This window comes from Cupriavidus sp. GW823-FHT07B10 (assembly GCF_058794355.1).
Map to the genome: position 1 here is coordinate 210,911 of NZ_JBXAGS010000003.1, position 13,295 is coordinate 224,205.

The following is a 13,295-nucleotide window of genomic DNA, read 5'->3' on the forward strand; positions in this document are numbered from 1 at the left end:
TGCCATCAGGCGGTTTGGCGCAATCATGGCTCAGTACACCAGTTCGGCATTGTTGCAGTCGATGCTGTGGACCCAGAGGTCGGCGGTGCCTAGCTGGATGCCGAGGCTGGCGAGCAGCGGCGGGATCAATGCGTCGAGCGCTGCCCCGACCGGCGCGAGTAGCGGGCCGAGATCAATGGGCACACTAAGGATGCCCAGCAGCCTAGTCCGCACCTTCAGGGCCAGCACTTGCGAGAACAACCCGCCAAACGGATCGGCGGTACCAACTTGCGCATGCCCGCCCGGTGCCAGCGTGACCTCCTGGCCAGCCGTGCTGCCATAGCGTGGGACGTCCGTGGCAATCACGTCCGCAATGTCGAACAGCCCCAGCTTAGCCTGGCCGAGCACCACATCGCTACCCGTGCAGCCATCGGTGAGGCACGCCGTGACGAGACCACTTCTGACGTGCATCGTGGCACGGCGGTCCCCAGGATTTGCCGCGCATTGCAGCTTGGTCAGGTCGGCGGTGGCGTTGGCCACATCGAGATAGAGCGGCACGTTCAAGTTGGCGTCCAGTACCGGTTTCAGGATATTTGAGGTGATCTGGAGCATCAGGGTCAGTTTTACCTGGGATGAGCTTGCGGTCGTTTGCCAGGCGTCCGGGTTGCTGGAGAGCTGTCGCGCCGGACCTGCCGCCGTCACCGGCGGCTCGATCACGCGCAGGTTGGCGCTGATGCCCCCCAGGCCAAGCGGGAGATTGGGTATGTTCAGTGGCAGGGCAACTGCCGTATCCCCTCGCGCCACCTGCGCGGAGGCGAGCAGCAACTGCGCCACGTTCAGGCCCACCTCCACCGCCGACGATGCCGCAGGCGCCATCAAACCAAGATCAAGCAGCCTGGCCAGTGACACCGTAGCCGCTGCCCCGCTGGCCCCGAGCGCGGTTGGCGGGCTGCCCAGCATCGTCGTCAGCAGCGCGTCGCGGCCAGCGGCGCCAAGCACCAGCGCATAGAAATCACGCAGATTCAATGAAGTGTTCAACAGCTGGTCCACCGTGCCGACACCCGCTTTGAGCCGCAACTGGTCCAGCGTCACGGTGGTATTGACCAGTCCCTGCCAGTCCACCAACGACAAGCTCACCGTATTGCCCAGCAACACACTCAGCATGCTGTTGGCGGTGGAGACGTCCAGCAACCCAGTACCCAGCGAAAACGCCGCCACCGGCGGACTGCCGCTGGCAATCGCTTCAGCAAACAGCTGCCGGCCGCTGCCGCCGTCGATCACGAACAGGATTGGCACGGTCTGCGTTGCCTGCACGCGCACGGCATTGGGCGAGACCTTGGTTGCTTCATACGTAGCGCTGAAATGCTTCGGCCCGCCGCTCGCCGGATCCCACACGCCAAGACAGGCAGTCATGGCATCCGCGCCGCCACCGGTGGCATCGCCGCAACCCATTGCAATGCCCGACGGATACCCGTTCTTCGCACCGATATTCCTGACCGTACCCAGCACAGCGGCGTTCAGATTCGCCGCGCTATCAGCTCGCTTGAGTTGCTGTGCCGCCGACATCGCGGCCAGGTCCACCACGTTCTGCAACTGCCGCTGGCGCATGAACACATGCCCCACGTCGATCGACACCAGCGCGGCGATCGCCACGGTGGCGATCAGCAGCGCCGCCATCACACTGATGGCGCCGCGTGCGGATCGAGGTGCCCGGCGCGGCCGCGGCTGGCGCAAGCTCATTTGCCGCCCAGCATCTGGCCGGCGGAGCCGGCGCGCGCGGTGCTGGCGTTGGCCTGCCCCGTGTAGAACTCCGGCAGCGCGAAGCGGAAGCTGTTCAGGTAGCGCTCATAGCCCAGCGCGGCCTGCTCGCCGTGCATCGGCAGCATGGGGCCAGCCTGCGTGCCTTCGCGCTGGATGGCAAGGATGGCGCGCGTGTCGGCACCGATCTCGCGTTGCGCCGGGCTGCCTGCCGGCATGCCGGTGGCGGCGGCCTCGGTCGTGGCACGGTCGGTCTGCGCCTGCGCGGCGGGCGCCAGCATCAGCAGGCAGAGCGCGGGGATGGCAATGCGGAACATGGCGGTCATGGGGTAGCCCCTGCGGTTGCGGCCACGGCCGCCACCGAGGTGGCCGGTGCGGTGGTGGCGGGTTTCGATGGCGCCCGCGCTGCCGGCGCAGGACGGGCCGCTGCGCGGTCGCGCGCCGCGGTGGCGCGGGCGATGCGGTCGGCTTCCTTGCGGATGGCGCTGCGCGTGGCTTCGGGCAGCGCGGCCTTTTGCATCATGGCGTTGGCCTGCGCGCGCTTGCCGTCGGCGATCAGCCACACCACGGCGTTGCTGATCACACGCGGATTGCGCGCGTCCAGTTCCAGCGCCTGCATCACCGGCACGCGCGCGTCCTGCAGCGCGCCGGCGCGCATCAGCGCGTAGCCCAGGTCGCCGGAGATGCGCGGATTGACGGGGTCGAGCGCGGCGGCCTGGCGCAGCTCTGTAACGGCGCGCGCAAAGTCATCCTGGCGCCCCGCCAGCAGGCCGAGCCCGTGGTGCGCATGCGCGGCCTGCTCGCCTTGCGACGTCGCTGCAAGTTGCTGGTAAGCATCGGTGGCGGCCTTGTCCTGCCCGGTCTCGCGCAGCGCATCGGCGCGCATCGCCTGGATCTCCGGGCCGGAGCCGAAGCGCTTCACGTAGACCTCGATATGAGCCAGCGAGGCGAAGTAAAGCCCGTCCTGCTGCATCTTGCGGATCAGGCCCAGGTAGACCGCCTGCTCGCTGTATTCGGCGCGCGCGGTCTTGTCGCGCAGCTTGGCCAGTTCCACCTGCGCCTCGGCCTGGTCATGCATGGCCGCGGCCCCGTTCTGATTGGCGGCGCAGCCAGACAGCGCCGCGAGCAGCAGGCACGCCGCCGTTTTCGAGATCCGGCCCAGCGCCGGACCGACTGAGCGCGTCATCGCGTCCCTCCCATATGTGCCAGCATGCGGATCACCCCGAGGAAGCCGGGGCCCGCGGTCAGGATCAGCAGCACCGGCAGCAGGCTCACCACCATCACCGCGGTCATCTTGACCGTGAGCCGGCCGATCTCATCCTTCAAGCGCGATTTGCGCGCCTCCTGCATGCGCAGGCCGAACTGGCGCAGCGGCTCCTGCACCGCGCCGCCGTGCTTGTCCACCTGCGTCAGCAGCGTGATCAGGCTCTTCAGGTCTTCACTGTCGAACAGCCGGCCGATGCGCAAGAGCGTCTGTTCGCGCGAGCGTCCCGAGGCAAACTGCTGGTTGGCGCGTGCCAGCTCCGGCCCCAGCACGCGCAGCATGCTGCCGAACTCGGCCACGATCACCTGCAGGCTCTGGTCGATCGACAGGCCCACGCCCTGCAGCAGGCGCAGCATGTCGATCAGCACCGGCAGCTCGTCATCGACCATGCGCAGGCGCGCCGCGGCACGGCGGCGCAGGTGCCACTTGGGGGCCAGGTAGGCCAGCGCAAACGTGCCGAAGCCCCACGCGACGATGGCAAAGGCGCCCGCGCCCACGTGCCAGAGCATGGCGGCGAGCGCCAGGGCCGACGGCAACCCCAGCCGCAGCACGCCAAACAGCATGCGCGACTGCGGCCCGTACCATCCACATTGCTCCAGCAACTGCTGGTCTTCCGGCGTCACCACCGCGCGCCCGAGGCGCGAATCCAGCCAGTGGGCATTGATGCGCTCGCCCACGCGCGCGCCCAGTTGTGCCCCGATTGCGGTAGCCGCCCCGCCCCTGCCCTGCGGCGCGGCGGCACCGGCCTTTGCCGCAGCCTGGGTGCCCGACGCGGCGGGGACTGCGGCGTGGGCGGCCTGGGCGGCTTCTGCCGCGCGCTGCCGCGCCAGCGCGCCGTCGATGGTGCGCGCCGACAGCCGGCGCTGGCGCCAGTCGCGCAACAGCGGCAGCGTCAGTACGCCCACGCCGCAGGCGGCGGCTAGCAGGCTGAGCGAAATCAGTGTCAGGCGGTCCATGTTGGCTCTTGTCTGCGTGCTGGCATGCCGCTCAGATCGACTTGGCCAGCCGGTACAGCATGAAGGCCCCGGCAATTTCCAGCGCCAGGGCCGACAGCAGCATCGTCTTGCCGGTGGGATCCTTCCACATCATCAAGATGTAGCCCGCGTTCAGCATGAACAGGCCGCCGGCCACCACCAGCGGCAGCAGCCCCAGGATCCACGCCGACAGCCGGGTCTCGGCCGACAGCGCCATCAGCTCGCGCTGGGCCTGTTCGCGGTCGCGCATAAAGGCGGCGGTGCGCTCCATCACCACATCGGCGCGGCCGCCGTAGCGCACCGACAGGCGCAGCACGGAAGCCACCAGCACCAGTTCCTCGACCTTGTACACGCGCCCGACCTGCAGCACCGCCTGGTCCAGCTCCTTGCCGGCGCGCTGCAGGTGCACGGCCTGCACCAGGCATTGGCGCAGCGGCGCCTCGGTATTGGCGATCGAATTCTGGAACGCCGCCGGCACGCTGCTGCCGATCGTCATCAGCCGCACCACGCCGTCCAGGAACCCGGGCAGTTGCGACAACAGCTTCTTGTGCAGGCGGCGCACGCGGTTCCAGGCCGCGAACGCCGCCACGGCCAGCGCCACGATCAGGGCCGACACCGCGCCCAGCCATTGCCCCGCCACCGCGCCGGCCAGCGTGCACAGCACCACCGGCGTGATCCAGACGATGGCGGTACGGCGCGTCGGCGCCAGGTCGGCACGCCGCAGGAAGTCGTCCCAGCGGCGGCGCAGGTCGCGTGCGGGCAGTTGCAGCGCCGGATCCGGCGCCTGCGCATAGCGCAGGCGCACCTGCTCGGTCTGCGCCTGCAGGAAGGCCTGCTGCTGCTCGCGGCGCGCACGCGCCTGCGCGCTGGCCAGCAGCAGCAGGCCCAGGCCGGTGATGACCAGGGCCGTGGCGGCGAGCAGCAGCGTGGCGCTAGACATCGAAGCGGTCGTCCAGCATGAAGCCCGGTCCGCGCATGCGTGCCAGCTTGGGCGAGTGCGGCAGCAGGCCGAGCGAGAGCCAGCGGTCGGTCTCGGTACCGTCCGGGTTCACGTAGGGCTCGTGACGGTACAGCTCCTGGGTGGAAATGATGTTGTCGCCCAGCCCGGTGATCTCGGTGATCGAGACGATGCGGCGCTTGCCGTTGGAAAGCCGCGCGATCTGCACGATAAAGTCGATGGCGTTGGCGATCTGCCGGCGCAGGCTCGCCTCGCTGCCCTGGAAGCCGGCAAAGCCGGCCAGCATCTCCAGCCGGTACAGGCATTCGCGCGGGCTGCTGGCGTGGATGGTGCCCATCGAACCATCGTGGCCGGTGCTCATCGCCTGGAGCATCTCCAGCACCTCGCCGCCGCGCACTTCACCCACGATGATGCGGTCCGGGCGCATGCGCAGGCTGTTGCGCAGCAGGTCGCGGATCGACACCACGCCGGTGCCCTCGAAACCGCCGGGACGGCTTTCCAGCCGCACCACGTGCGGGTGGTTCAGCGCCAGCTCGGCGGTGTCCTCGATGGTGATGACGCGCTCGGTGGTCGGCACGAAGGTGGCCAGCGCATTGAGCAGCGAAGTCTTGCCCGAGCTGGTGCCGCCGCTCACCAGGATATTGCAGCGCGCCTGCACCGCGGCCTGCAGCAGGTCGCAGATCTCGGGGCTCATGGTGCCCAGCCCCTGCAGGTCAGCAGGCGTCATCGGGTCCTTGCGGAACTTGCGGATCGACACCACTGGACCCTCCAGCGCCAGCGGCGGGATCACCACGTTGATGCGGCCGCCGTCGGGCAGGCGCGCATCGACCATCGGGTTGGACTCGTCCAGCCGCCTGCCGATCGGCGCCAGGATGCGGCGCACGATGCGCAGCAGGTGGCCGCTGTCGGTAAAGCGCACCGGGATGCGCTCCAGCACGCCGTGGCGCGACACGTAGACGTCAAGGTGGCCGTTGACCAGGATGTCTTCCACCGCGGGGTCGTTGAGCAGGTCTTCGATCGGGCCGAAGCCGGCCAGCTCCTTGGTCAGCGCCTCGGCAATCTGGCGCAGCTCGGCCTCGTTGATGGGGATGCGGCGCAACCGGGTAAAGCTCTCCAGTTCCAGGTCGACAAAGCGCTGGATCGCGGTACGCGACCAGCGGCCGAACTCTGCGCCGAGCTCTTCGATGCGGGTCAGCAGGTGCTCGTGCGCCGCTTCCTTGATGTTCTGGAATTCCTGCGAGACCGGAAACGGTGCGGGGGCGTTGTCGGAGAATTCAATCGCTTGCGTCATGTCAGGTTCCAGTGCGTGCCACGCGCACCGCGCGCAGCGCCTCAGGCAGTTTGTCCTTCATCCGCGCCAGCAGGCTGGTTTCCCTGGCCTGCGCCGCGCGGTAGCCCAGTCGTGCCAGCAGGTCGGCCAGGGCGCGCACATAGGGGTCGTGCGGATCGTCGTCGGCCAGCACCGCGCCGCGGTTCATGGCCAGCACCAGCGGTGCGCGGCTGTCGGGCAGCGTGCCCACCGACTGCACACCCACGCGGTGCGCGATCTGCGCGGCATCCACGCCCAGGCGCGCATCGAAGCGCGACACCAGCAGGTGCAGGTCGTCGCGCTCCACCTCGCGCGCGCGCAGCTCATGCACCAGCTCCGCGGCCGAAACGATCGCGCCCACGCTCTGGTCGGCCACCAGCACCACGCTGTCGGCGGCCTTGACGATCTGCGCGGTGAACTCGGCATTGCCGAAGCCGCCCAGGTCGATGATCTGCATGTCGAAGAACGCGCGCAGCCGCTCCAGCAGGCTGATGGCTTCGGAGTAAGAGATGTCGCGCAGCTCGCCCAGCGCCGCAGGCAGCGGCAGCACGCATACGCCGTTGCCGTGGCGTGTCAGCGCGGTCTGCACGAAGACCTGGTCGAAGCGGCGCAGGTTGCGCACCGCCTCGACAAAGTGGAAGCCCGGACTCAGGTTCAGGTACAGCGCGCCGTCGCGCGCCGGCAGGCCCAGGTCCAGCAGCAGCACTTCGGCGCGCGCGTCAGTCTTTTCATTCAGTGGCAGGTGGCGGCGTGCCGCCGCGGCCAGGTTCACGGCCAGGCTGGTCACGCCCACGCCGGGGCGCGCGCCCAGCAGCGCCACGATCTTGCCCTGGCGCGCCGACTCGGCCTGGCGCACCTGCTCGCCCGGCACGGCCAGGCGCTTGACCACGGCCTCGGCATCGGCCGGCGCGTCGCGCAGGTCGATAAAGTCCTTCACGCCCACGCGCAGCGCCGCCAGCATGATGCCGGGCTCGTCGGCATGGCCCACCGCGACCAGCGGCAGGCCTGGGAAGAGCCGCAGCAGCTGCTCGCCCAGCCGCGCCGACGCGCCGGCCAGTTCCGTCGAGAAGTGCAGGAACACCAGCCCCGGGCGCAGCTGGGCCACGCGCTCGAGAAAGGCTTCCTGCGCGCCGCCTTCGGCCACCAGCGTGCCCAGCCCGCCCAGGACCTTGCCCAGCCAGTCCTTCACTTCGTCCTGCGTTGCGTGCAACAGAAAATAATCCATCTCTCCGCCTCAAGCTGTTGGCCATGCCTGCCGGCACGGCCGGCGGCTATTTTGAGAAACCCGGCAAAGTCGGGTCCGCGTATTCGCCCAGCACATACCAGCCCCATACATTGGGGTTGCCGTTGGTGCGGCCATCGGCACCAACGGCTTGCGCCGCCGGCGCGCCCTTGGCCAGCGGCTTCACCAGGCGCGGCGTGACCACGATCATCAGCTCACGGTCTTCCTGGTGGAAATTCAGGTTCTTGAAGAAGGCACCGATCACCGGCAGGTCGCCCAGCACCGGGACCTTGTTGACGTTGCTGACGGTGTTGCGGCTGACCAGCCCGCCGATCACGAAGCTCTCGCCGTCACCGAGTTCCACCGTGGTGTCGGCGCGCCGCGTGACGATGGCGGGCACCACCGCGCCATTGATCGAGATGCCGCGCGAGGGGTCGAGGTCGCTCGCCTCCGGCGCCACCTTCAGCGCGATGCGGTCGGCCGACAGCACCGTGGGCGACACCGTCAGCCCGATGCCGAATGGCTTGAACTGGATCGTGGTCGTGCCCAGCGCCTGCGGCACCGGGATCGGGATCTCGCCGCCGGCCAGGAAGCTGGCACTCTGGCCGGACAGCGCCACCAGGCTGGGCTCGGCCAGCACGCGCGCCAGGCCATTGGCCTCCAGCAGGCTGATATTGGCGAAGATACCGTGTGTCAGCGACGCGGCCACCAGGTTGAAGGCATTGCTCATCGGCGACGCGATGTCGGCACTGAAACTGCCCGGTGCGCCGCCGCTGCCGGGCGTAAAGGTGAACTTGTTCAGCGTCGATGGCGAGAACGTGCCGAAGGCAAAGCCGGAGTTGTTGCGGAAGAAGTTGATACCGACTTCCTTGAGCACGGTCTTGCTGATCTCCACCACCTTGACGTCGACCTGCACGGTACCGGAGAGCGGCACGGTAGAGCGATCCACCACCAGGCCGGGCTTGCCATCGGTCTTGCCGGTGGTGGCCGCGCGCGCCGCTGCCTGCGCGCGCGCCGCGGCATAGGCATCGGGCGACTGCCCGGTGATGGTGGCACCGGCGGCGGAATAGCCAAGCTTGGCGCCATCGGCATCGGGCGCGATGGCATCGACCTGCACGTTGTAGGTCAGCGGCTCGGCGCCGCCGCGCGTCCACACCATCACGTCGGTCACGCCAGGTTGCTTGGCCACCAGCAGCACGCTGGGGGCACCGCGCGTGCGCAGCACCAGCGCGTCGGCCACCGCCGGGTTGCCCACCGCGACGCGTTCCACCGGTTGCGCGCTGCGGATCTCTTTCTGCGCGCCGGCCAGCAGGCGCAACTGGCGCGCGTTCACGGCTTCCTGCGCCTGTGCGCGCGGCGCCAGTGCGCACCACGCGGTAGTGGCCAGCATCGCGGCCAGCGCGAGTTGCATCAGCCTGCGGCGCAGGGCCGTCGAATGGGCTGGTTTCTTCCGGATATGCATAAAGTCGGCGCCCACGTTCTTATTCGATCTCGCGCTTGCCCGCGCGAATGACTTCCACGCCTGCGCTTTGTCTCGCCTGGGCTGGCGCGGGCGGCGCGGCAACCTGCAGCGGCCGCGGCGCCGGCGCTGCCACCGGCGCACGCGGGGCAGAGGCGCCGGCGGGGGCGGCCAGGCCGGACAGCATCACGCCGGCCATGGCCTTGTCGGGGGCCGCGCGCGGCGCTTCGGCGGGAACGCCGGCGCGCGCGGCCAGCGCGGGCGGGGGTTCGGCAAACATGCCGTCGCTGGGCATGGCTTCGTCCTGCGGATTGCGCAGCGCCAGCAGCAGGCGCCCGGACTGCTGCGCCATCGCCAGCCGGCTGACCTGCTCCAGCGGCACCGACAGCACCGCGGTCTTGGCGCCTTCCTGCCGCGCCATCATCTGTTCCGGCTTGGCGTTCTGCGGCCGGTTGACCGAGGCGACACCGTAGGCCAGCACGCGCAGGCGCGACAACAGCATGCGCGCCTGGCTTTCCGGGATTTCCTGCTGGTCGCGGCGCAGCACCAGGAAGACATCGACATAGTCGCCCGGCTGCACCTGGTTGCCGACGCCGATGACTTCATCGACAGACACGGCCACCGCGCGTTCGCCCTCCCGCACCTGCGTGGCCAGGCCAGCCAGCAACTGGCTTTCGAGCACCGGCACGTTGGCGCCAAGCGCCACCAGCGGCACCTGCCCGGTCACGCGTGCCACCTCGCCGTAGGCGCCGGTGGGATCGATCGGGAGCATCTCGACCTTGAGCGCCTCGGCGGCAAGCGGCTTGCCCGCCTCCACCGCTTGCGTGGTCACCACCACTGCGTGCAGCGGTTTGGCGGATGTCGATGCCGCGGGCGCCTGTGCCGGCTGGCGGCCCACTTGCCACGCCAGCAGCGCAAGCAGCAGCGCCAGGCCAAGCAGCACCACCGCCAGAAGTCGGATCTGCTTGCTGGTCATGCGGGATTCCTTTGGATGGGCATGGCGTGGGGGCGTTGGGGCATGGCGGCTCAGATATCAGGAGAAAGCTGGACCATTGCCGAGCCTGACAGCGTTGCAGGGACCGGGACCATCGGCACGGCGGGGAGGATGTTGGTGGTGGGAAGGTTCAGCGTAACCTGCACGCAGACATCGGTGGAGCCGGATGCACAGGGCACTGCCTGCGCAACGTTGCCGGTGGACAGCAAATTCCTGATGGATGTGGGAAGCGTGCCGCGCGCCATCGCAGCCGCTGCATCGACGCGCGCGCCTTGCGTGGCCGCGAGGCCTGAGCCGGAAACGCCCGCTGGATAGCGCAGCGCAGCGCGCGCGCCTTCTTCGGCGGCCAGCGTCAGCACCTGTTGCAGCGCCAGCATCACACCGTAGTAGACGATGCCGATCACGATGGCGAGCAGCACCGGCGCCACGATCGCAAACTCGATCGCAGCGCTGCCGGCGCCGTGGCGGCGCCGGTTGATCCCCCTGTTGACCCTTGCGTGCAACAACATCCGAAACCCAGGTCCCTTGGTGTTCTTTCGCGCCGACCGGCGGCGCAGCCTGCTTGCCACTAGCCTGTCCGGCTAATGGCCCGCAGCCATCCAGGCCAGCACGCCCACGGCCAGGTACGCGGCATATGGAATGCCGCGCGCCCGCGAAAACTGCGCCGTAGGAATAGGTCCGCTGTCCTGGTGATCGATGGCTTGACTTGTAGCCGGCGCGCGACCGCCCAGTGCAAGCGCCAGCAGCGCGTGCACCAGCCCGAGCAGGTTGCCGACGACCCATGCCAGTACCAGTCCTTGCGGCCCGGTGAACAACCCCGCCACGACCAGGAACTTGACGTCACCCGCCGCCATCTGCCCGAGGGCATATACCGGCAGTGTGACCGCAAGGCCCAGCCCGGCGCCGATCAGGCGCGTGGTTAGCGGCAGTTCCATTCCCTGTCCGGCGAGCAGTGACAGCCCGAGGGCCAGCACGGCAGCCGCCAGCAAGGCGTTGGGAACGCGCCGGTGGAGGAAGTCTGTGTAGAGGGTCGCCGCGCAGAGGAGCGCGGCAATCACGCCGGTCTTATGGTTTCGGCTTTACTTGAACCATCCCGAAACCGTGACCGAAAGCCGATCGAAGCTGGCGTTAAGCTCGGTGCCGAGTTTGCCAGCGCCGACGGCAATCGCCAGAGCAACAAGCCCGACGATCAGGCCATATTCGATAGCCGTCGCTCCGCGCTCATCCTTAATAAAGCGTGCAATGAGTCGTTTCATGATTTCCACTCCCGAAGTGATCTGTTGCCGCGATCACGCTTCCCCCGTTCGATTATCACGGTGCTCTGTGGCCCGCTCTTTTATCGACTTTTCACGCTTGCTGCGCTTTCTTTTTAAGACATGGAATGTCTCAACCATACCCCTCCTACGGGTGATAGCAATGACCCAAAGGGGTTAAGACGCGCGTTTGAAACGACCCGGCACGCCCGGGTCCACAGGTTGTCAAAGAGCAGGCAGACCGGCCGGGAACCGGCCTGCAACCTGGCATTGCGGTCATACGGCCGCAATGCCAGCCAAAATAAAAAGATGCGCTGCGACGGGGTGATGAGCGACAGCGCACCGTGAAAACACCTAGCCGGGATGAGACATTTCAGCGCAGCAGGCCACCCACCAGCGGCAGCTGCAACGCCTTGTGGTCACCGCTGCCACCCTGGCTGTCGTGTGCGCCTTGCTTCAGCCCGCCGACCAGTCCGGTCACCGGCGCCAGCAGCGCGGTCACGGGACCGAGCGCGCCGCCCGCGGAACCGCCCTCACCGTTGCTACCAGCCTTGGCCAGCGGCAGGTTGCCCAGCAGGCCACCAAGCGGGTTGCCGCCACCCTGACCATTGCCGTTGAGGAGCGCGCCAGCAGCCGCGACCGTCTTGCCGGCCTCAGTCACCACGCCGCCCAGCGGCGAGACCACCGGTGCGTGGGTGTTGCTGATCATGCTGCCGCCTGCAGCCACCGTATTGCCGACCTTGTAGAGCAGGCCGTTGGCCGGCTCGCCCAGGTGCGTGGCCGCTCCCAGTGTCTGCGTGCCGTCGGTGCCCTTGCTGGTCAGCGGCACGATGACTTTGCTGACCGAATTCGTGACCTGCGCGACCGGGCCTTCGGACAGCACGCTTTTCAGCTTGTAGCTGCCATCGTGCACCGCGATGCCCACGTGCCTGACCAGGCCACCCACCGGGGTGGTCACCGGTGCCAGCGGTGCCAGCTTCTCGGTGCCCAGGCCAGACACCAGGTCGCCGCCGCTGATCAACGCCTCGCCCACGTCGTGGACCACGTTGCCGGTGCTGGCCACCGTCACGCCAACCGGGTTGTCGACCGAGCCCATCTGCCCCAGCCCATCGCGCACGCCGGCACCGAGCGAGCCAACCGCCTTGCCGGCCTTGATCACCACGTCGCCGGCGCTTTCGCGCGCCGTGGTGGGCAGCAACGGCAGCGGCGCCTCCTGGATAGTCTTGCCGATGTCACTGATGGCATTGCCAGTGGCCACCACGGTATTGCCCGCGCCTTCGGTCACCTTGGCCGTGGGCGTGATCTCGCTCGATGCGGACGGTGCCGGGTTGACCGGCGTGTCGGTGTTGCCGCTGTTCGGCCGCGGATTGGCGCCGCTGCCGCCACCGCTGGACGAACAGCCTGCCATCAGCAACGCAAGGGCGGCCACGCCGGCCGCGGCCAGTGAGGTCATGCCATGCTGCGACGGATGCTTGATTTTCATTGCCCTTCTCCTGTCTTGTTGGCCACGGTGCTGCCGGCCGTCTTGTCTTATGTGCGCCGCATGGGATTGCCGACGAGCCTCCCCGGTGTCCCGCTTTGTTCCTCTGGCGGACCGCTCCGAAGCGGAACGGCAAGACCGTGGAACGCGAGATCGTCGGCGCGTCTGGACAACCAATGGCAAGGCGCGTGCCAGCGGCGCCAGCGGTGCCGGCACGGAACCGGCCGCGGCGCTGCAAGCCTTGGCTGGCGCGGATTGCCGGGTGATGCGGGGTAGCTGCGGGCCGGACACAAATGCCGTTGCGGCGCGGACCTGAGGTGTTACGTGCTACGTAACGTGTTCCGGGAACATGGGAACACGGAGGCGCGGATGACCGTGGCGGGAGGCCGTGGCAGTGCGCGGCACGGCGCGCTTGCCTGGCTGGATCGCCATCGTCGCAAGCCCGCCGTTCCGGCTGTCTTGTTCCCTGCAGACGACACACGTTACGTAACGCGTAACGCGCAGCCGCCCTGACACCCCATCCCCGGCAGCGCCGCAAGCAGGTCCCACCGCTTCCCTGGAATCCGCGCCCGGCAAGGCTTTGCGGGCACCACCCCCGACTTCCGCAGGGTCCGCTCCAGGACGCGTCGCAGCGCTGGCATACCG

The 13,295-nt window shown here is 68.5% G+C and carries 13 protein-coding genes; all 13 read right to left on the reverse strand.

The features are described from left to right. Positions 1–30 precede the first annotated feature (30 nt). The 13 genes from AC1Q6V_RS08750 to AC1Q6V_RS08810 all read right to left on the reverse strand — a co-directional run bounded on the left by AC1Q6V_RS08750 (position 31) and on the right by AC1Q6V_RS08810 (position 12,653). On the reverse strand, positions 31–1,719 hold the full coding sequence (locus AC1Q6V_RS08750) for a TadG family pilus assembly protein (RefSeq protein WP_011616404.1): 1,689 nt from the start codon (positions 1,717–1,719) through the stop codon (positions 31–33). Further along, positions 1,716–2,063: a DUF3613 domain-containing protein gene (locus AC1Q6V_RS08755; protein ID WP_011616403.1), complete on the reverse strand. Its 348-nt coding sequence runs from the start codon at positions 2,061–2,063 to the stop codon at positions 1,716–1,718. The genes AC1Q6V_RS08750 and AC1Q6V_RS08755 overlap by 4 nt, the downstream gene beginning before the upstream one ends. Then, positions 2,060–2,923, reverse strand: a complete 864-nt coding sequence (locus AC1Q6V_RS08760; protein ID WP_011616402.1) for a tetratricopeptide repeat protein — start codon at positions 2,921–2,923, stop codon at positions 2,060–2,062. The genes AC1Q6V_RS08755 and AC1Q6V_RS08760 overlap by 4 nt, the downstream gene beginning before the upstream one ends. Then, positions 2,920–3,957: a type II secretion system F family protein gene (locus AC1Q6V_RS08765; RefSeq protein ID WP_011616401.1), complete on the reverse strand. Its 1,038-nt coding sequence runs from the start codon at positions 3,955–3,957 to the stop codon at positions 2,920–2,922. Before AC1Q6V_RS08765 ends, AC1Q6V_RS08760 begins: the two co-directional genes overlap by 4 nt. 31 nt (positions 3,958–3,988) lie before the next feature. Further along, entirely contained in the window at positions 3,989–4,915 is a 927-nt protein-coding gene (locus AC1Q6V_RS08770; protein ID WP_011616400.1) for a type II secretion system F family protein, read from the reverse strand. Further along, positions 4,908–6,224: a TadA family conjugal transfer-associated ATPase gene (locus tag AC1Q6V_RS08775; RefSeq protein WP_010809819.1), complete on the reverse strand. Its 1,317-nt coding sequence runs from the start codon at positions 6,222–6,224 to the stop codon at positions 4,908–4,910. Before AC1Q6V_RS08775 ends, AC1Q6V_RS08770 begins: the two co-directional genes overlap by 8 nt. A 1-nt stretch (position 6,225) precedes the next feature. Then, entirely contained in the window at positions 6,226–7,467 is a 1,242-nt protein-coding gene (locus AC1Q6V_RS08780) for a CpaE/TadZ family protein (protein ID WP_010809818.1), read from the reverse strand. Between the two features lie 46 nt (positions 7,468–7,513). Continuing rightward, positions 7,514–8,926 (reverse strand): type II and III secretion system protein family protein, encoded by a 1,413-nt coding sequence (locus AC1Q6V_RS08785; RefSeq protein WP_454750005.1) that lies wholly within the window; start codon positions 8,924–8,926, stop codon positions 7,514–7,516. 19 nt (positions 8,927–8,945) lie between these two features. After that, positions 8,946–9,899, reverse strand: a complete 954-nt coding sequence (gene cpaB / locus AC1Q6V_RS08790) for a Flp pilus assembly protein CpaB (protein ID WP_010809816.1) — start codon at positions 9,897–9,899, stop codon at positions 8,946–8,948. A gap of 50 nt (positions 9,900–9,949) precedes the next feature. Then, positions 9,950–10,426, reverse strand: a complete 477-nt coding sequence (locus AC1Q6V_RS08795) for a TadE/TadG family type IV pilus assembly protein (RefSeq protein WP_010809815.1) — start codon at positions 10,424–10,426, stop codon at positions 9,950–9,952. A 72-nt stretch (positions 10,427–10,498) separates the two neighbouring features. Then, on the reverse strand, positions 10,499–10,975 hold the full coding sequence (locus AC1Q6V_RS08800) for a prepilin peptidase (protein ID WP_041687902.1): 477 nt from the start codon (positions 10,973–10,975) through the stop codon (positions 10,499–10,501). Between the two features lie 21 nt (positions 10,976–10,996). Beyond that, positions 10,997–11,173, reverse strand: coding sequence for a Flp family type IVb pilin (locus AC1Q6V_RS08805; RefSeq protein WP_010809813.1), 177 nt, complete (start codon positions 11,171–11,173; stop codon positions 10,997–10,999). Positions 11,174–11,543: 370 nt separating this feature from the next. After that, on the reverse strand, positions 11,544–12,653 hold the full coding sequence (locus AC1Q6V_RS08810; RefSeq protein ID WP_454750004.1) for a collagen-like triple helix repeat-containing protein: 1,110 nt from the start codon (positions 12,651–12,653) through the stop codon (positions 11,544–11,546). Positions 12,654–13,295: the final 642 nt, after the last annotated feature.